Here is an 18,022-nt window from a genome sequence, read left to right as displayed (position 1 = left end):
AGGGTAAAACAAAAACCGCCAGGAAACGAAAAAGGCCTTACAAGCATCGCTTGTAAGGCCTTGATTTCTTTGGTCGGGGCGAGAGGATTTGAACCTCCGACCACCTGCACCCCATGCAGGTACGCTACCAGGCTGCGCTACGCCCCGAACAGCTAAAAATTATAACAGACACTTCAGGCGATTAGAACTGCCCGAGCCCAACAAAGCCAACTAGTGGCCCAACAGATCGATCACGTGCAGCAACTCTTTGCGCAACTGCTCCACGTCTACCGCAGCCGTTTTTGCTGCTGGTGCCGCTGCACCCTCACCTTCCTCGACGATCTCAGCAGGCGCATTGTGGGCGCCACCGCCGTGCGAATCCAGCCGGTTGCGCGCACCGTTGATCGTAAAGCCCTGCTCATACAACAACTCCCGAATCCGCCGGATCAGCAGCACCTCATGATGCTGGTAGTAACGGCGATTGCCGCGCCGCTTGACCGGCCTCAACTGCGTGAACTCCTGTTCCCAGTAGCGCAGCACATGCGGTTTCACACCGCATAGTTCGCTGACCTCACCAATCGTGAAGTAGCGCTTCGCCGGAATCGGAGGCAAGACGACTTTTTCGATCGTCGCTGTCATCGTCAGTTAGCCGTCGTGGTGGGTTGCGCAGGGACGCGCCAGTCGATCAGCGCGTGAAGCTCGCTTCAGCGCCGTTCTCGACCAGCGCTTTCAGCTTTTGACTTGCATGGAACGTCACAACGCGGCGCGCGGCGATCGGAATCGCCTCGCCGGTCTTCGGGTTTCTGCCGGGACGCTGGGGTTTGTCGCGCAACTGGAAGTTGCCGAACCCCGACAGCTTCACGCTATCGCCACTCTCAAGCGCGTCGCGGATCACCTCGAAGAATGCTTCGACCATGTCTTTCGCTTCCCGCTTGTTGAGCCCGACATTGTCGAACAGCAACTCGGCAAGTTCAGCTTTGGTCAGCGTCGGCGTTTCGGTAGAAACGGCCGCGGGTGATGTCGGAATATCGCGAATCATGGCGCTACGCTGCGCCGTAAGAAGGGCTTCGAAATCACTCGAGTTCATTTCATTCATATCTATCAAATGGCGCGCCAAGCAGAAACGGAAGTTGCGGAAAAATGCCGTGCAAATGTTAACTGCGGGTTATCCACGCAACCGTGCGCCATATACTCGAGCCAGACATTCCACCAGAGTTTGAATGGCCAGATCGACCGTTTCATCCTGAAGGGTCCCGCCAGTATCTTGCAAGGTCACACGGAACGCAAGGCTTTTCTCATGCGCGGCCAGACCACCGGAAGTGTTTGATTTTGGACGGAATTCGTCAAAAAGCGCAACCTTCTGGACAGCCTTGCAGGCGGGTTCGGATTGAGCCTTCTGAAGCTCGTCCAGCAGCGCCTGCACCTCGATTTTCTGATCGACGACTAGCGCAATATCACGCCGTACCGGTGGGAATTTCGACACCTCCGCCGGAGTGGGCAATACCCGCTGCATTAATGCTTCCGCTTCGATTTCAAACAGAATTGGCGCATGCGGCAAATCATACTTTTGCATCCAGCGCGGATGCAATTCGCCAATCCAGCCCACTGCGCGGCCATTCAGTTCAATACGCGCACTGCGGCCCGGATGCAATGCCGGATGCTCCGCTTTCACGAAGCTCGCCACGGCCGGCGCAAGCACCGCTTCCAGATCGCCCTTCACGTCGAAGTAGTCGACCGGGCGCGTTTGCGCACCCCATTGCTCTTCCAGAGCGGGACCATAGGCGAGGGCGCCGATCATCTTCGGCTGAGCAAAACCTTCCACCGTCAGTTCACCCGCCTTGATCGACGGATCGTGCAGGAACACGCGGCCGGCTTCGAACACGCGCACGCGGTCGGCCGCGCGACGGTTCAGGTTGGTGCGCAATACATTGATCAGGCTGCCGAACAGCGTGGTGCGCATCACCGACAACTGGCTTGCAATCGGATTGAGCAGACGTACCGGCTTGTCGTTGCCGGCGAAGTCCAACTCCCACTCGGCGTCGACGAAACTGAAGTTGACCGTTTCCGCGTAATCGCGCGCGGCGAGCGCGTGACGGATCACGTGAATCGAGCGCTTCGTTTCGTTGGTCGGCAGCATTTCGCTGGTGGCGACCGGCGGACGCGCGGGGATCTTTTCGAAGCCGTAGATACGCGCGACTTCTTCGATCAGGTCTTCTTCAATTTCGATATCGAAGCGGTATGACGGCGGGTTCACCGCGAAGGTATCGCCGTCGCGTTCGAACGTCAGGCCGAGGCGCGTGAAGATCTGCGCGATTTCGTCCGCATCAATCTTGACGCCGATAATGCGGTTCGCACGCGAGACACGCATCTTCACCGGCTCGCGCTTCGGCACGTTGACGATCTGATCGTCAACCGGACCGGCTTCGCCGCCGCAGATATCGAGAATCAGTTGCGTAATGCGTTCGATGTGCTCGACGGTGGTCGCGTAATCCACGCCGCGCTCGAAGCGATGTCCGGCATCGGTCGAGAAGTTGTACTTGCGCGAGCGGCCACGAATGCTATCGGGCCACCAGAACGCGGCTTCGAGATAGATGTTGGTGGTGTCGAGCGTCACGGCGGTGCTGTCGCCGCCCATGATGCCGGCGAGGCTCTCGATGTGCTGTTCATCGGCGATCACGCCGACGGTTTCATCGAGTTCGACGGTACTGCCGTTCAACAGCTTGAGCGTTTCGCCCTTGCGGCCCCAGCGCACGTCCATGCCGCCATGGATCTTGTCCAGATCGAACACGTGCGACGGACGGCCGAGTTCGAGCATCACATAGTTCGAGATGTCGACGAGCGCGGAAATGCTACGCTGGCCCGAACGCTCCAGTCGCTGCACCATCCATTGCGGCGACTTCGCGCGCGCATTCACGCCACGAATCACGCGACCCGAAAAACGGCCGCACAGATCGGGAGCCGAGATCTTGACCGGCAATGTTTCGTTGAGCTTCACTTCGGCCGGCTTGATCTCGAGCGGACGCAGCGGCGCGCCGGTAATCGCCGAGGTTTCGCGCGCCACGCCAAACACCGACAGGCAGTCCGCCTTGTTCGGCGTCAGCTTGATTTCGAAAATCGTGTCGTCGAGATTGAGCGTTTCGCGAATGTCCTGGCCGATCGGCGTAGCTTCCGGCAGGATCATCAGGCCGCTATGATCTTCCGAGAGCTTCAACTCGCGTGCCGAGCAAAGCATGCCCTGACTTTCCACGCCGCGCAGCTTCGAGAGCTTGATCGCGAACGGCGCCCCGCCCTCTTCGGCCGGCGGCAGTTGCGCGCCTACCAAAGCGACCGGCACCTTGATGCCCGGCGCGACATTCGGCGCACCGCACACGATGTTCAGCGTCGCGCCGGTGCCGGCGTCGACCTGACACACGTTGAGCTTATCCGCATCCGGATGCTTGACGACCTCCAGCACCTGGCCGACGACGATCTTCGAGGTCGGCGGCGCGGCCGGCCGCAGGTCTTCGACTTCGAGACCCGCCATCGTCAAAGCGTGCGACAGTTCATCGGTCGTCAGTTGCGGATCGACAAAGGTTCTCAGCCAGGATTCCGGGAATTGCATGGTTCTGTGTACGTTCTGATCAGGTTAGGTCCATGTCCGGCAAGCGGCCCATTGATTCGCTGGGCACTGCCGGGGACGCTGCTGGCGGCACGCACTGCGTGCGATGCCGCGCTCTATGCTAGTCGCGTTCGTACGCGCCGGTTCACGCGAATTGACGCAGGAAACGCAGGTCGTTTTCGAAGAACAGACGCAGGTCTTGCACGCCGTAACGCAACATGGTGAGCCGCTCGAGGCCGCTGCCGAAAGCAAAACCGATGTAGCGTTCGGGGTCGAGGCCCATGTTGCGGATCACCGTGGGGTGAACCTGGCCGGAACCCGAAATTTCGAGCCACTTGCCGGCGTTCTTGCCCGTTTCGAACAGCATGTCGATTTCGGCCGACGGTTCGGTAAACGGAAAGTACGACGGACGGAAGCGCACCTGAATATCGTCGCGCTCGAAGAATTTCTTAAGGAAGTCGGAATAGACGCCCTTCAGGTCCGCGAAGCTGATGTTCTCGTCGATCCACAGGCCTTCGACCTGATTGAACATGGGCGAGTGAGTCGCGTCACTGTCCACACGATAGGTGCGGCCCGGCACGATCACCTTGATCGGCGGCGTGTTGGTACGCGCGTAGCGCACCTGCATCGGGCTGGTATGCGTGCGCAACAGCAATTGACGGCCGTCGGCATCTTTGCCGTCGACGTAGAAGGTGTCCTGCATCGAACGCGCCGGATGGTTTTCCGGGCTGTTCAGCGAGGTGAAGTTGTACCAGTCGGTTTCGATCTCGGGGCCGTCGGCCACGTCGAATCCGATCGTACGGAAAATCTGTTCGACGCGCTCCCATGTGCGCATCACCGGGTGCAGGCTGCCCGCACCGGTGCCGCGGCCGGGCAGCGTAACGTCGATGGCCTCGGCGGCGAGGCGCTGGTTCAGCAACGCGTCGGCCAGCGCCTGACGGCGGGCCGTCAACGCGGCTTCCACCTGCTGCTTGACGAGGTTGATCCGTGCGCCTTCGGTCTTGCGCGTTTCGGGGTCAAGTTTGCCAAGGCCCTTCAACAGCTCGGTCAGCGCACCCGATTTACCGAGAAAGCGGGCTTTCTCGTTCTCGAGGGTGGTGACGTCGGAGGCTTCTGCGAAGGCTTTTTGCGCGTCGGCGACAATCTGGTCCAGATCCATTGATCCCATCATTTCAACGTCAGTGTTCAATCGTTGCAAAACTGGTTCTACCAACAAAAACGGGGCTCGGTGAGGAGCCCCGTTTTTGTTGCAGCGTCACCGAAACTACCGGATGTTCGCTGCAACGAACCACGCAGTTTAATTGCCCAAAGCGCAATCAGGCTGCAACGGCGGCTTTCACCTGCTGAACGATCGCAGCAAAAGCAGCCTTGTCGAACACAGCCATGTCGGCCAGCACCTTGCGGTCGAGTTCGATCGAAGCCTTCTTCAGGCCGTTGATGAACACGCTGTACGTCATGTCGTGCTGACGCACCGCCGCGTTGATACGCGTGATCCACAATGCGCGGAACACACGCTTCTTGTTGCGGCGATCGCGGTAGGCGTATTGGCCTGCGCGCATGACCGCCTGCTTGGCGATGCGATAGACGTTATTGCGACGGCCGCGGTAACCCTTGGCCAGCTTGATGATCTTCTTGTGACGGGCCCGTGCGGTAACCCCACGTTTTACTCGAGGCATGTCTTGCTCCTATGAGTGTCGGTTAAGGGTTAAGCGAACGGCAGCATTGCGCGCACGGAGTTCATATCTGCTTCATGAACTGCCGTCGAACCGCGCAAATGGCGTTTGTTCTTGGTGGTCTTCTTGGTAAGAATGTGGCGCTTGAAGGCTTGACCGCGCTTGACGGTACCGCCCGGACGCACCACGAAGCGCTTTGCAGCACTCTTCTTGGTCTTCATCTTCGGCATGACAACTCCATTATTAGATGGATATGGGTGTGCGGTCGGCCAGATGGCCATTACCCGCCCTTCGAAACCCATTCCACTTGGTATGCAGACCGCCGGCAAGTGAAAATGCCGCCGGCAGCCGCTTTTCAGGACACAGTGCCCATTTGCATGGACACCGATCCGAAACCTGCCGATACCGCACCGGACACCCGGCACAGCACCGTTCAATCTTTCACAATGACAACCAAAGCGCGCGCCACACGGCGCGCCGCCGCTCCAATCGCTTACTTCTTTTTCTTCGGCGCGAGCACCATGATCATCTGGCGCCCTTCCATTTTCGGCATCTGCTCGACCTGACCGACTTCGTCGAGGTCAGCACGCAGACGCTCAAGCATGCGCATACCGATTTCCTGGTGAGCCATTTCGCGGCCACGGAAACGCAACGTGATTTTCGTCTTGTCGCCGTCGTCGAGGAAGCGGATGAGGTTACGCAGCTTGACGTTGTAATCGCCGTCATCGGTACCAGGGCGGAATTTGACTTCCTTGACCTGGACCACCTTCTGCTTGAGCTTGGCCTCGTGCTGCTTCTTCGCTTCCGAGTACTTGAACTTGCCGTAATCCATCAAACGGCAGACCGGCGGGACCGCTTGCGGAGCGATTTCGACCAGATCCACATCTTGCTGTTCCGACATGCGGAACGCATCAGCGAGTTTCACGATGCCGAGCGGTTCGTTCTCGACTCCGACCAGACGCACCTCAGGTGCAGTAATCTCACCGTTGATGCGGTGCGCAGACTTATCAGTAGCGATGTTACGTTTCCTCTAAAAATTAAAAAAACGAGCCGGGCTGCCAGGTGGCTCAGTTGAACGACTGCACGTCCTGACGCAGACGCTCAATGAAGGCATCGAGAGGCATCACACCCAGATCGACACCACCACGGGCACGCACGGCTACCGTTTGGGCTTCACGCTCTTTGTCGCCGACCACGAGTAGGTACGGCACCTTTTCTAGCGTGTGCTCGCGTATTTTATAGCTAATCTTCTCGTTGCGCAAATCGGCCTCTACTCTAACCCCTTGTTTTTGCAACGATTGGGCTAGAGACTGCGCATATTCGGCCTGATTCTCCGCGATATTCATCACTACGACCTGCATCGGCGCAAGCCACGACGGCATTGCACCAGCATGGTGCTCGATCAGAATCCCGAGGAAGCGCTCCATTGATCCGACGATTGCCCGGTGCAGCATGATCGGGCGGCGGCGGCTATTGTCTTCGGCGACGTATTCGGCGCCCAGACGCTCCGGCAGCACCATATCGAGCTGCAAGGTGCCGCACTGCCACGAGCGGCCGAGCGCGTCCTTGATGTGGTATTCGACCTTCGGACCGTAGAACGCACCTTCACCGGGCAACTCTTCCCAGGTTACGCCGCAGGCCGTCAGCGCCTCGCGCAGACCCTGCTCCGCGCGATCCCACGTCTCGTCCGTGCCGGCGCGCGCATCCGGACGCAACGACAGCTTGATCTCGACATTCTCGAAGCCGAAGTCTTTGTAGACGCTCATCGCCAACGTATTGAACGCGATCGATTCGCTGATGAACTGGTCTTCAGTACAGAAAATGTGGGCGTCGTCCTGCACGAAACCGCGCACGCGCATCAGGCCGTGCAGCGCGCCCGACGATTCGTTGCGGTGGCACGAGCCGAATTCCGCGTAGCGCAGCGGCAGATCGCGATACGAGCGCAGACCGTGGTTGAACACCTGCACGTGACCCGGGCAGTTCATCGGCTTGATCGCGTAGTCGCGCTTTTCCGACTCGGTCGTGAACATGTTTTCACGATAATTCTGCCAGTGGCCCGACGCTTCCCACAGCGAGCGGTCCATGATCATCGGCGTCTTGATTTCGAGGTAGCCGGCGTCGTTCACGCGGCGGCGCATGTACTGCTCGACCTGCTGCCACAGCGTCCAGCCACGCGGGTGCCAGAACACCATGCCCGGCGACTCGTCCTGCATATGGAACAGATCGAGTTGTTTGCCGAGCTTGCGGTGATCGCGCTTTTCCGCCTCTTCGAGCATGTGCAGATACGCGTCCTGGTCTTCTTTCTTCGTCCAGGCCGTGCCGTAAATGCGCTGCAACTGCTCGTTCTTCGAATCGCCGCGCCAGTAGGCGCCGGCCAGCTTCATCAGCTTGAAAACCTTCAGCTTGCCGGTGGACGGCACGTGCGGGCCGCGGCACAGATCGGTGAAGCTGCCGTGCGAGTAGAGCTTGATTTCGTCGGTAGCCGGAATCGATTCGATGATTTCGGCCTTGTACTTCTCGCCGATGCTTTTGAAGTAGTCCACCGCTTCGTCGCGCGACACCACGCGGCGCGAGACCGGCTCGTCTTTCTTCGCCAGTTCCTGCATGCGCTTTTCGATCTTCTCGAGATCTTCGGGCGTGAAGGGACGGTGGTAGGAAAAGTCGTAGTAGAAGCCGTTGTCGATAACCGGGCCGATCGTGACCTGGGCTTCCGGGAACAGATCCTTCACCGCGTACGCGAGCAAGTGCGCCGTGGAGTGGCGAATGATATCGAGGCCGTCTGCGTCTTTTTCGGTGACGATGGCAAGCGCCACGTCGTGATCGATCAGCGTGGACGTGTCGACGAGTTCACCGTCGATCTTGCCGCCGAGCGCGGCCTTCGCGAGGCCGGGGCCGATCGAGGCGGCCACTTCGGCGACGGTCACCGGATGCTCGTACTGTCGAACAGAACCGTCGGGCAGACGTATCGAAACCATTGTGTTCTCCGTGGTGCCGACCGGCGGCGGCACATACAACCATCAAACAAGCCAAAAAAAAATGCGGCCCCGCTTTCGAGGGGCCGCATTCACATTTTTTGCAAACTACATTGGCGAAAGTGGTCCTCGACTAGCGTCGCTCCGAAGTAGTTTCGGTCAACGTTCGCGGTGCCATAACCGTATTTGCCTTTTGCGCCGAAGCGCTTACTGCAGTTTGCGAAACCCCGGCAAAGCCGGAATTTCTCTTTCGTTGGTAGGCTCGATTGGACTCGAACCAACGACCCCCACCATGTCAAGGTGGTGCTCTAACCAGCTGAGCTACGAGCCTGAAGAAACGAGATTATATGGAGCGCCACACCGCTTGGCAAGTACTTTTATGCATCGACTTTAAATTTCTACGCACGCGCCCGGACGCGCGGAAGCGATGCCGAGGGCAACCCGCCGCCGCGCCCAAACCTCAGTTCTTGCGTGAAGCGCGCATCACGCCCGTCACCTCACCGAGCAACGTACACGCGCGCTGAATCTGCGCCGCGCTCGATACCTCGACGGTAAATTGCATGAACGCGGCGTTACGCCGCGATTGCGTTTTCACCCCGATCACGTTCATCTTCTCTCGCGCGAAAACTTCGGAGATATCGCGCAGCAGGCCTTGCCGATCCGTTGCCTCGATGCTGAGGTCGACTGGATAGACCGATTGCCCGCGCCCGCTCATCACATCGGCCGACCATGCAGTTTGCAGCACACGCTCCGGCGCGCGTTCGGCCATGCGCAGGAAGCTCGGGCAATCGCTGCGGTGAATCGACATGCCCTTGCCGCGCGTGACGAAGCCACTGATCTCGTCAGGCGGAGCGGGACGGCAACAGCGCGCGAGTTGCGTAAGCAGCGCGTCGACGCCGACCACCAGCACGCCAGTCGAAGCGCCACGGGCGACACTCGCGCCGCTACTGCGCTTCTCGAACTGTTCCGGCGCCTCGACGACAGGCTCGGGCGGCGGCGCATCGTGCAACGCCTGCTCGACGAGCCGCAAGCTGAACTCTTCCTTGCCGACCACCGAGAACAGATCGTCGGTAGTCTTGAAACCGAGTTTGGCGGCGAGCTGATCGAGATTGACGGACGTCTTGCCCTCGCGCTGCAGGGTCTTTTCGACCATCGCACGGCCGCTCGCGATGTGCTCCTGCACTTCGACCGCGTTGAACCAGGCGCGCACTTTCTGCCGCGCCCGATGGCTCTGCAGATATCCGAGTTGCGGGTTGAGCCAGTCGCGCGACGGACCGCCCTCCTTCACCGCGACGATCTCGACCGTTTGACCGTTCTGCAACGGCGTATTGAGCGGCACCATCGCGCCGTCAACGCGCGCGCCACGGCAGCGATGCCCCAGCTCGCTATGCAGGTGATACGCGAAGTCCACCGGCGTCGCGCCATGCGGCAACGGAATCACCCGCGCTTGCGGCGTAAGCACGTAGATGTGGTCGTCGTCGAGCGTGGCCTGGCGCAGTTGCTCCCACGGCTGCGCCGCGCGCTTCTCGCCGTGCTCGCCTTCTGACACTTCGTCTTTCCACGCGAGCAGTTGACGCAACCACGCAATCTTCTCGTCGTACTTCTCGTTGGCGCTGAACTGGCCGCCGTAACCCCGCGTGCCCGCTTCCTTGTAGCGCCAGTGCGCCGCCACGCCGTACTCGGCGAACTGATGCATTTCCTGCGTACGGATCTGCACTTCGAACGCACGGCCGTCGTCGCCGATCACAACCGTATGCAGCGATTTATAGCCGTTCGGCTTCGGCCGCGAGATGTAGTCGTCGAACTCTCTGGGCACCGGCTGCCACAGGTTATGCACGATGCCGAGCACCGTGTAGCAATCCTTGATGTCCGGCACGATCACGCGAAACGCGCGCACGTCGTACAGTTCGGCGAAGTCCAGTTCCTTGCCGCGCATCTTGCGCCAGATGCTATAGATATGCTTGGGCCGGCCGCTCACTTCGGCCTGCACATTCGCCGCGGCCAACTCCTGCTGCAACCGCTCGATCGCCTGTGCGACATAGCTTTCGCGCTCGACGCGTTTCTCGTCGAGCAGCTTGGCGATGCGCTTGTACGTGACCGGCTCTTCGAAACGGAACGCGAGATCCTCGAGCTCCCATTTCAGTTGCCAGATGCCCAGACGGTTGGCAAGCGGCGCATAAATATCGAGCGTCTCACGCGCAACGTCGGGCGACGGTGTGATCTTCGCCGCCGCGTAATAGCGCAGCGATTGCAGGCGCGACGCGAGCCGTATCAGGACAACACGAATGTCCTGCGCGAACGCGAGCAGCATCTTGCGCAGCGCCTCGACCTGGGCACGGCGCGCGGCCTGCGCATCGCGCCCGGCCTCAGGCATCGCGTTCTGCGCGGCGCGCAAGCTCACCGTACCGAGGCGCAGCAGCTTGCGTACATCGCCGACCAGTTGCGCCACTTCTTCGCCGAAGTTGTCGGCAATCACGCGCTCAGGGTCTTGCAGATGCGGCGTCAGTGCAAACAGCGCCGCCGCCAGCACCGCCGGCGGATCGACGTTGAGCGTGCGCATGATCGACGCCGTACCCGCCGCATGATCCGCCAGCAATTCGCCCGACGAGAGCCGCACATCGCCCGCATGTTCGCGCACGAACGCCATCGCTTCGTCGAAGGAAGGGATGGGGGCCGGCGTGCTCGTAACGATTTCGGTAGTCATGGTGCGACGGCCCACCGGGCCAGACGGATCAACAGAATTTCAACAACTGCGAGACCGGGTTCGGTCACGCTCAATCGCGCTGCGCCGCGACCACGACGATTTCGACGAGGCATTTCGGGTTCGCGAGCTTCGCTTCCACGGTAGCGCGCGGCGGCGTGGCGCCTTGTGCAACCCACTCGTCCCACACGGCGTTCATGCCGGCGAAATGCACCATGTCCGAGATGTAGATCTGCACGGACAGCAAATGCGACTTGTCGCTATTCACTTCCTCCAGCAGACGGTCGATGTGGCCGAGCACTTCGCGCGTCTGACCCGTGATGTCCTGATCCGCGTCTTCGGCGATCTGGCCTGCGAGGTACACGGTACCGTTGTATACGGCGGTTTCCGAGAGGCGCTTGCCGACGTGATGACGAATGACTGCCATGAAGAATCCTGAGTTGGGTTGAAAGTTGATCTAAGATGCGTTCCGCATTGCACCCGGCCAGAGACAAAAGGGCAGTGTGCGGAACCCTACATTATGACGCGTCAGCGGCCGGCCCGATGAAGAACCGCCTCGCGAGGTCGATCTGATCGGCCGACAGGAACGCCGGCGCATGCCCGACGCCCACGATTTCCGCGCTCGATACCGCACGCCCGGTTTCGACCATCTTCGCGACGGTCTCACGGGAAAGCAGATCCGATTGCTCGCCGCGCACCACCAGCACTGGCCCCTGAAACGCCGCCAGCGAATGCCACAGCGCGGCTTCGCCGAGTTTGGCCGCCTCTTCGGTGGTCGCGGTAAATGGCTGAGCAATTCGCGGGTCGTAGCGGAACAACCATGCGCCGTCCTGCTCGTGCAGCAGCGGCGTATTGATCTCGCGCCACTCCTCCGGCGTGAGCGGGCCGAACGTTTGCGCAAGCAGCGCGGCGTAATCGATACCCTGCTGCAGCGATTCGAAACGCACCGGCTTACCCAGGTAATCGCCGATTCGCTGCACGGCCACCGGTTCCAGATGCGGACCCACGTCGTTCAGCAGCATCTTGCGAATCGGCGTTTCCGGCAGACCGGCCAGCGCGAGCCCGATCAGACCGCCCATCGAAGTGCCGAACCAGTCGACCGTTTCGACGTTCAGGCGCGCGATCAGCGTGACCATATCGGCGACGTACTGCGGCACGGTATAGAAGTTGGGGTTCGCGAGCCATGAAGACAAGCCCCGCCCCGCCACATCCGGACACACCACACGGTAAGTGCCGGCGAATTCCGCCGCGAGGCGGTCGAAATCGCGCCCCGAGCGCGTCAAGCCGTGCACGCACAGCAGCACACGCGGGTTGGCCGGGTCGCCCCACTCGGTGTAGGCGATACGGTGCAAGCCGCCGCCGCTTGCGCATTGCACATAACGTTGGCGCGGCGCAGGCCGCCCGGTAGTGGAAGTGGACGTGTCGGTCATCGGGTTTCCTTGCAAAAGCGCTGCGGATTCGGCCTGGGCACAGCAGGGATCAATAAGCGTCCAATCTTCGAAAGATTGTAAACCGCTTTGCCGTGCGGCAAGGATCGGCCAAACGTCATAGGACAGCCCGGGACTCGTATCGAACGGACTTCAGGCGCAAAAACAAAGCGGGCGAGACTCGCGCCTCGCCCGCTCCGGGTCCTGCCCCGCCGCCACGTTCCCGTCATGCAGACCGAACCCGCGGGCGGCTCATAAAAACATTCAGCTCACCGCGCTCACATCCAGCGGCGCGCCCGTCTTCGCCTTGATTTCCTCGACGCTGACGCCCGGCGCCAGTTCGGTCACTTTCAGACCGTCTTCCGTCACTTCGATCACGCCGAGATCGGTGATGATCTGATCGACCACGCCCACGCCCGTCAACGGCAACGTGCACTCTTCAAGGATCTTGTGCTGGTCGCCCTTGGCGACGTGCTCCATCAGCACGACCACGCGCTTGACGCCCGCGACCAGATCCATCGCGCCGCCCATGCCCTTGATCATCTTGCCAGGGATCATCCAGTTGGCCAGATCGCCTTTCTTGCTGATCTGCATCGCGCCCAGAATCGCCAGGTTGATGTGGCCGCCGCGAATCATCGCGAACGAATCCGCCGACGAGAAAATCGACGAACCCGGCAGCGTGGTCACCGTCTGCTTGCCGGCGTTGATCAGATCGGCATCCACTTCTTCTTCGGTCGGGGACGGGCCGATGCCGAGCAGGCCGTTCTCCGACTGCAGCCACACTTCGACGCCGGGCGGCACATGGTTCGCCACCAGGGTCGGCAAGCCGATGCCGAGGTTCACGTAGAAACCGTCCTGCAATTCCTTCGCCGCGCGGGCGGCCATTTCGTCACGAGTCCATGCCATCATCAGTCTCCTTTCGCGCGGACGACGCGTTGTTCAATGCGTTTTTCCGGATGCGCATTGAGCACAATGCGCTGCACGAAAATGCCCGGCGTGTGGATCGCATCCGGATCGAGCTCGCCCACTTCCACGATTTCCTCGACTTCCGCGACCGTGATCTTGCCGGCCATCGCGCACATCGGGTTGAAGTTGCGCGCGGTGCGGCGATAGATCAGGTTGCCCGATTTGTCGGCCTTCCATGCCTTGACCAGCGCGACGTCGGCCGTCAGCGAGTGTTCGAGCACATAGTGGTTCTCGCCGAACTGACGGGTTTCCTTGCCTTCGGCGATCAGCGTGCCGTAGCCGGTGTTCGTGAAGAAGGCCGGAATGCCCGAGCCGCCGGCGCGCAGCTTCTCGGCGAGCGTGCCTTGCGGCGTGAATTCCAGTTCGAGTTCGCCGGCCAGATACTGGCGTTCGAACTCCTTGTTCTCGCCCACGTACGACGAAATCATCTTCTTGACCTGGCGCGTTTCGAGCAACAGACCGAGGCCGAAACCGTCGACGCCCGCGTTGTTGCTGATGCAGGTGATGCCCTGCACCTTCGAATCGCGCAGCGCGCCGATCAGCGCCTCGGGAATGCCGCACAGCCCGAAACCGCCGACGGCAAACGTCTGCCCGTCCTTGACGATGTCTTTCAGCGCCTCGGCAGCGCCTGGATAGACCTTGTTCATCTGTATGTCCCTTCCTTTATGGAAACCCGAAATCGGTTCGTTGCGGCCTCGATATGACGCTCGGCGGGCAAAAGCCCGACACGTCATTCTAGTCATCTGCGGCTGGCCCTGCGCTCAGGTCGTCTAACCTTGCGCCAACGCCCGCCGCGAATGCTTCGCCGCCTTGTCATGTGCCCGAAAGAGTACGCTGGGCGCGCCATGCGGCACAATACGCAAAAATACATAAGTACTTGCCGCCAGCCCATGCCCGCACTGGATTACCAAACCGCGTTTCAACTCGCCCCGATCGGACTCGTGCTGTCGCGCGAACGGATCATTGAAGACTGCAACGACGAACTGGCGTCGATATTCGGCTACCCGCGCGAAACGCTGCTCGGCCAGTCGTTCCAGATGCTGTACCCGTCGACCGACGAATTCGAGCGGATCGGCGCGCGGATTCCGCCGATCATGACCGCGCAAGGCAGCTACGCGGACGACCGGATCATGAAGCGGGCCAATGGCGAACTGTTCTGGTGTCACGTGACGGGCCGCGCGCAGCAACGCGCCGACGCGCACGCAGCCGGCGTCTGGACCTTCGAGGATTTGAGCGCGACGCGGCGCGTGGCGGTCGAACTGACTCCGCGGGAACGGGAAATCGCCGCGCAACTGGTGACGGGCAAAACCAGCAAGCAGATCGGGCGTGCGCTGGATATCAGCCCGCGCACGGTCGACGTCTACCGCGCGCGGCTGATGCGCAAATACGATACGGGGAACGCGACCGAGCTACTGCAGCGGTTGCTCGGTCATTGAGGAGCGATCAGGCCGCCTGAATCAGGCAGCCTTCACCAACGCCGCGCGCTCGATTGTCTCGCGCAGCAGATCGGGAACCGGCACCGATTTACCGGCCGCGTAGTCGATCCATACGCAGCGGGCGGCGCCACGGGCATAGACGGTGTTCGGATCGTCGGCACGCACGAGCTCGAAGGCCGTGTCAAAACTGCTGCGCCCAGGCGTCGCGACGGACATCCGGCCGATCACGTCGCCGGGATAGTGCAACTGCTTGAGAAACTCCATCGACGCATTGACGATCACCGGCCCCTGCCCGTCGGCGTTGCTGCCGGCCATACCCATCTGTTCGAACCAGGAAATCCGCACCTGCTCCATATAACGAAAATAGACCGTGTTGTTCACATGGCCGAACGCGTCCATGTCGCCCCAACGGATCGGCATAGACATCTCAAAAACTGCGTGAAAATCGCTCATCGTACTTCTTTAACGGGTTGAAACGAGGGTGAAACCGGCGAGTAAGCCGGCGCAAAAAATGACATGCCGCGAAATGCGGCCAGTGTTCCGGCAAACGGTCCGCGCGTTCAGGCAAGTCCGAAGCCATCGTCGGCGGCAATCACCGACCCATTGATGAACTGCGATTCGTCGGCGGCCAGCAGCAGCAACAGCCCGTCCAGATCCTCCGGCTTGCCGACACGATGACGCGGCAGCATCGATACCAGCTTCTGCCCCTGCTCGGTCGACCAGTGATGGTGGTTGATCTCGGTATCGATATAACCCGGGCAAATGGCGTTCACATTGATACCGTGTTTGCCCCACTCCAGCGCCATAGCCTTGGTCATATGGACCACGGCGGCCTTGCTCATCGAGTACAGGCCAATCTGCGGCAACACCCGCAAGCCCGCCATCGACGCGATATTGATAATCCGGTATGAAGGCTTCTGGGCACTATTGCCGCGCATGATCATGCGCTTGGCAACCTCCTGGGCGACGAAGAAAGCACCGCGCGTGTTCGTGTCGAATACGTACTCGAAATCGGCCGGCGTCACTTCCGCAAGCTTCTGCGTGGTCGACACGCCTGAATTGTTCACCAGAATATCGATCGTGCCCGCTTCGGTTTCCGCGTGCGCGACGGCCGACTTGATGCTCTGATAGTCCGTGACGTCGAGCGAGACAACATGTGCCGCGCCGCCCGCGGCCTCGATCTCGGCGCGCAATTCCTTCAGACGCTCGGTGCGGCGGCTCGCCAGCACGACTTTGGCGCCGGCCTGCGACAATACCTGAGCAAAGCGCTTCCCCAACCCGCTCGAAGCGCCGGTAATCAGCGCGACTTTGCCTTCCAGATTGATCGAACGGCCCATTGTCGTTCCCTTGTTCGGTTGTTGTTACAGACGCGATTGACGGATGCGGCAAGACCGCCACTGCGGGTCACACCGTATCACAAAAATAGAACGATCGTGCTAATCTCCGCTGATCGGGTTGCGGTGGCGGAGACCATCGCCCACAATACGATCCCGAAAAAAGCATTCTAACGGTAACAAGAGGAGCATCAATGACCCCCGCAAGCCTCATTGAGCAATACGGACCACGCGAGTCGATGGAATACGACGTCGTGATCGTCGGCGGCGGCCCGGCTGGCCTGTCCGCAGCGATCCGCCTGAAGCAGCTGGCGGCCGAGAAAGGCGTCGAGATTGGCGTGTGCGTACTGGAAAAAGGCTCGGAGATCGGGGCTCATATCCTGTCGGGCGCGGTGATGGATCCGCGCGCGATCACCGAACTGATCCCCGACTGGAAGGAAAAAGGCGCGCCGCTGACGGTGGACGTGACCGAAGACAAATTCCTGTTCCTGACCGAAACCGGTTCGAAGAGCGTGCCGACCTGGGCGCTGCCGGACAACTTCAAGAACCACGGCAACTATGTGATCAGTCTCGCGAACGTCACGCGCTGGCTCGGTCAGCAGGCCGAAGCGCTCGGCGTCGAGATTTTCCCGGGCTTTCCGGCCGCGGAGATTCTGTATAACGACGACGGCTCGGTCAAAGGCGTCGCCACCGGCAACCTGGGCATCGGCAAGGACGGCCAGCCGACCGAGAATTTCCAGCTCGGCATGGAGCTGCACGCCAGGTACACGCTGTTCTGTGAAGGCGCCCGTGGGCACCTCGGCCGCCAGTTGAACGACAAATTCAAGCTGCGTGAAGGCGTCGATCCGCAGGTCTACGGTATCGGCATCAAGGAACTGTGGGAAATCGATCCGGCCAAGCACAAGCCGGGTCTGGTGATGCACACCGCCGGCTGGCCGCTGGAGAACGACACGTACGGCGGCTCGTTCCTCTATCACATGGACAACAACCAGGTGGTGGTGGGCTTCGTGGTCGGCCTGGGCTACACGAACCCGTACCTGTCGCCATTCGAGGAATTCCAGCGCTACAAGACGCATCCGGCGATCCGCGCAATTCTGGAAGGCGGCAAGCGGGTGTCGTACGGCGCGCGGGCCATTACCGCAGGCGGCCTGATGTCGCTGCCGAAGCTGGTGTTCCCGGGCGGCGCACTGGTCGGCGACGATGCGGGCTTCCTGAACGCATCGCGGATCAAGGGCTCGCATGCGGCGATCAAGACCGGCATGCTGGCCGCTGATGCTGCATTTGAGGCCGTGCAGGCTGGCCGCACCAGCGATGAACTGACGGCCTATCCGGAATCGTTCAAGACCTCGTGGCTGCACACGGAACTGCATCGCGCGCGCAACTTCAAGCAGTGGATGAGCAAGGGCCTGTACCTCGGTACGCTGATGGTGGGCATCGAGCAGAAGCTGCTGGGCGGCAATGTGCCGTGGACGCTGCATCACCAGCATTCCGATCACGAGATGCTCAAACCCGCGTCGCAGTGCAAGCAGATCGTCTATCCGAAGCCGGATGGCAAGCTGACGTTCGACCGGCTCTCGTCGGTGTTCATTTCGAACACGAATCATGAAGAGAACCAGCCGGCGCATCTGACGCTGAAGGATCCGACGGTGCCGGTGAACGTGAACTGGCAGACCTATGCCGGTCCGGAATCGCGCTACTGCCCGGCTGCGGTGTATGAGTTCGTGAAGAACGACGACGGCAGCGAGCGGCTGGTGATCAACGCGCAGAACTGCGTGCACTGCAAGACCTGCGATATCAAGGACCCGACCCAGAACATCGTCTGGGTGACGCCTGAGGGCGGCGGTGGTCCGAACTATCCGAATATGTGATCCGGAGTTGATTTGCCGTGCGCGGAGCTTGTTGGTCTGCCCGCGCACGGTCCGTAACCAACCGTTCT

General features: G+C 60.8%; 17 protein-coding genes and 2 tRNA genes. 2 read left to right on the top strand and 17 right to left on the bottom strand.

Features of this window, described 5'->3' with window-relative positions; genetic code table 11:
- Positions 1-70: 70 nt before the first annotated feature.
- The 15 genes from HWX91_RS30965 to HWX91_RS30895 all read right to left on the bottom strand — a co-directional run bounded on the left by HWX91_RS30965 (position 71) and on the right by HWX91_RS30895 (position 13,963).
- Positions 71-147 (bottom strand) — tRNA-Pro (locus HWX91_RS30965).
- A gap of 63 nt (positions 148-210) precedes the next feature.
- A complete protein-coding gene (locus HWX91_RS30960; RefSeq protein ID WP_028200203.1) occupies positions 211-618 on the bottom strand; it encodes a MerR family transcriptional regulator in 408 nt (135 codons plus the stop codon).
- 46 nt (positions 619-664) lie between these two features.
- A complete protein-coding gene (locus HWX91_RS30955; RefSeq protein ID WP_028200202.1) occupies positions 665-1,075 on the bottom strand; it encodes an integration host factor subunit alpha in 411 nt (136 codons plus the stop codon).
- Between the two features lie 69 nt (positions 1,076-1,144).
- Positions 1,145-3,580 (bottom strand): phenylalanine--tRNA ligase subunit beta, encoded by a 2,436-nt coding sequence (gene pheT, locus HWX91_RS30950; protein WP_028200201.1) that lies wholly within the window; start codon positions 3,578-3,580, stop codon positions 1,145-1,147.
- A 142-nt stretch (positions 3,581-3,722) separates the two neighbouring features.
- Positions 3,723-4,736 (bottom strand): phenylalanine--tRNA ligase subunit alpha, encoded by a 1,014-nt coding sequence (pheS, locus tag HWX91_RS30945; RefSeq protein WP_028200200.1) that lies wholly within the window; start codon positions 4,734-4,736, stop codon positions 3,723-3,725.
- Between the two features lie 157 nt (positions 4,737-4,893).
- Positions 4,894-5,253 carry a 50S ribosomal protein L20 gene (gene rplT, locus HWX91_RS30940; protein WP_006052502.1) on the bottom strand — a complete coding sequence of 120 codons (360 nt, stop codon included), beginning with the start codon at positions 5,251-5,253 and terminating at the stop codon, positions 4,894-4,896.
- A 29-nt stretch (positions 5,254-5,282) separates the two neighbouring features.
- Positions 5,283-5,480 carry a 50S ribosomal protein L35 gene (gene rpmI / locus HWX91_RS30935; RefSeq protein ID WP_028200199.1) on the bottom strand — a complete coding sequence of 66 codons (198 nt, stop codon included), beginning with the start codon at positions 5,478-5,480 and terminating at the stop codon, positions 5,283-5,285.
- Between the two features lie 263 nt (positions 5,481-5,743).
- Positions 5,744-6,268, bottom strand: coding sequence for a translation initiation factor IF-3 (infC, locus tag HWX91_RS30930; RefSeq protein ID WP_081833249.1), 525 nt, complete (start codon positions 6,266-6,268; stop codon positions 5,744-5,746).
- A gap of 49 nt (positions 6,269-6,317) precedes the next feature.
- Positions 6,318-8,225, bottom strand: coding sequence for a threonine--tRNA ligase (gene thrS / locus HWX91_RS30925; protein ID WP_028200197.1), 1,908 nt, complete (start codon positions 8,223-8,225; stop codon positions 6,318-6,320).
- Between the two features lie 251 nt (positions 8,226-8,476).
- Positions 8,477-8,553 (bottom strand) — tRNA-Val (locus HWX91_RS30920).
- Between the two features lie 129 nt (positions 8,554-8,682).
- On the bottom strand, positions 8,683-10,926 hold the full coding sequence (locus tag HWX91_RS30915; RefSeq protein WP_028200196.1) for a RelA/SpoT family protein: 2,244 nt from the start codon (positions 10,924-10,926) through the stop codon (positions 8,683-8,685).
- A 70-nt stretch (positions 10,927-10,996) separates the two neighbouring features.
- A complete protein-coding gene (locus HWX91_RS30910; protein WP_028200195.1) occupies positions 10,997-11,350 on the bottom strand; it encodes a RidA family protein in 354 nt (117 codons plus the stop codon).
- Between the two features lie 91 nt (positions 11,351-11,441).
- The gene (locus tag HWX91_RS30905) at positions 11,442-12,353 is read right to left on the bottom strand and encodes an alpha/beta fold hydrolase (protein WP_028200194.1); all 912 of its coding nucleotides are present in this window, start codon (positions 12,351-12,353) and stop codon (positions 11,442-11,444) included.
- A gap of 261 nt (positions 12,354-12,614) precedes the next feature.
- The gene (locus tag HWX91_RS30900; RefSeq protein WP_028200193.1) at positions 12,615-13,256 is read right to left on the bottom strand and encodes a CoA transferase subunit B; all 642 of its coding nucleotides are present in this window, start codon (positions 13,254-13,256) and stop codon (positions 12,615-12,617) included.
- A 2-nt stretch (positions 13,257-13,258) separates the two neighbouring features.
- Positions 13,259-13,963, bottom strand: coding sequence for a CoA transferase subunit A (locus HWX91_RS30895; RefSeq protein ID WP_028200192.1), 705 nt, complete (start codon positions 13,961-13,963; stop codon positions 13,259-13,261).
- A 243-nt stretch (positions 13,964-14,206) separates the two neighbouring features.
- Between HWX91_RS30895 and HWX91_RS30890 the strand changes: the two genes are divergently transcribed.
- Positions 14,207-14,752: a LuxR C-terminal-related transcriptional regulator gene (locus HWX91_RS30890; protein WP_028200191.1), complete on the top strand. Its 546-nt coding sequence runs from the start codon at positions 14,207-14,209 to the stop codon at positions 14,750-14,752.
- A 21-nt stretch (positions 14,753-14,773) separates the two neighbouring features.
- Here HWX91_RS30890 and HWX91_RS30885 read toward each other — a convergent pair whose 3' ends face one another.
- Together HWX91_RS30885 and HWX91_RS30880 are read right to left on the bottom strand one after the other, a co-directional pair.
- Complete coding sequence (locus HWX91_RS30885) at positions 14,774-15,205, bottom strand: acyl-CoA thioesterase (RefSeq protein ID WP_028200190.1); 432 nt, start codon at positions 15,203-15,205, stop codon at positions 14,774-14,776.
- Between the two features lie 107 nt (positions 15,206-15,312).
- Complete coding sequence (locus HWX91_RS30880) at positions 15,313-16,089, bottom strand: SDR family oxidoreductase (protein WP_028200189.1); 777 nt, start codon at positions 16,087-16,089, stop codon at positions 15,313-15,315.
- A 191-nt stretch (positions 16,090-16,280) separates the two neighbouring features.
- Between HWX91_RS30880 and HWX91_RS30875 the strand changes: the two genes are divergently transcribed.
- Positions 16,281-17,954 (top strand): electron transfer flavoprotein-ubiquinone oxidoreductase, encoded by a 1,674-nt coding sequence (locus HWX91_RS30875; protein ID WP_028200188.1) that lies wholly within the window; start codon positions 16,281-16,283, stop codon positions 17,952-17,954.
- Positions 17,955-18,022: the final 68 nt, after the last annotated feature.

Source organism: Paraburkholderia fungorum, assembly GCF_902833645.1.
In the GTDB taxonomy this organism is placed as follows: Bacteria; Pseudomonadota; Gammaproteobacteria; order Burkholderiales; family Burkholderiaceae; genus Paraburkholderia; species Paraburkholderia fungorum.
This window is presented reverse-complemented; position numbering and strand designations above follow the sequence as displayed.

Excerpts from the sequence above, each read along its gene's own strand:
- HWX91_RS30905 (WP_028200194.1), bottom strand. The coding sequence starts at position 12,353 with ATGACCGACACGTCCACTTCCACTACCGGGCGGCCTGCGCCGCGCCAA.
- HWX91_RS30910 (WP_028200195.1), bottom strand. The coding sequence starts at position 11,350 with ATGGCAGTCATTCGTCATCACGTCGGCAAGCGCCTCTCGGAAACCGCC.
- rplT (WP_006052502.1), bottom strand. The coding sequence starts at position 5,253 with ATGCCTCGAGTAAAACGTGGGGTTACCGCACGGGCCCGTCACAAGAAG.
- HWX91_RS30915 (WP_028200196.1), bottom strand. The coding sequence starts at position 10,926 with ATGACTACCGAAATCGTTACGAGCACGCCGGCCCCCATCCCTTCCTTC.
- HWX91_RS30955 (WP_028200202.1), bottom strand. The coding sequence starts at position 1,075 with ATGAATGAAATGAACTCGAGTGATTTCGAAGCCCTTCTTACGGCGCAG.
- HWX91_RS30890 (WP_028200191.1), top strand. The coding sequence starts at position 14,207 with ATGCCCGCACTGGATTACCAAACCGCGTTTCAACTCGCCCCGATCGGA.
- HWX91_RS30895 (WP_028200192.1), bottom strand. The coding sequence starts at position 13,963 with ATGAACAAGGTCTATCCAGGCGCTGCCGAGGCGCTGAAAGACATCGTC.
- pheS (WP_028200200.1), bottom strand. The coding sequence starts at position 4,736 with ATGGATCTGGACCAGATTGTCGCCGACGCGCAAAAAGCCTTCGCAGAA.
- HWX91_RS30875 (WP_028200188.1), top strand. The coding sequence starts at position 16,281 with ATGACCCCCGCAAGCCTCATTGAGCAATACGGACCACGCGAGTCGATG.
- HWX91_RS30885 (WP_028200190.1), bottom strand. The coding sequence starts at position 15,205 with ATGAGCGATTTTCACGCAGTTTTTGAGATGTCTATGCCGATCCGTTGG.
- pheT (WP_028200201.1), bottom strand. The coding sequence starts at position 3,580 with ATGCAATTCCCGGAATCCTGGCTGAGAACCTTTGTCGATCCGCAACTG.
- rpmI (WP_028200199.1), bottom strand. The coding sequence starts at position 5,480 with ATGCCGAAGATGAAGACCAAGAAGAGTGCTGCAAAGCGCTTCGTGGTG.
- HWX91_RS30900 (WP_028200193.1), bottom strand. The coding sequence starts at position 13,256 with ATGGCATGGACTCGTGACGAAATGGCCGCCCGCGCGGCGAAGGAATTG.
- HWX91_RS30880 (WP_028200189.1), bottom strand. The coding sequence starts at position 16,089 with ATGGGCCGTTCGATCAATCTGGAAGGCAAAGTCGCGCTGATTACCGGC.
- HWX91_RS30960 (WP_028200203.1), bottom strand. The coding sequence starts at position 618 with ATGACAGCGACGATCGAAAAAGTCGTCTTGCCTCCGATTCCGGCGAAG.
- thrS (WP_028200197.1), bottom strand. The coding sequence starts at position 8,225 with ATGGTTTCGATACGTCTGCCCGACGGTTCTGTTCGACAGTACGAGCAT.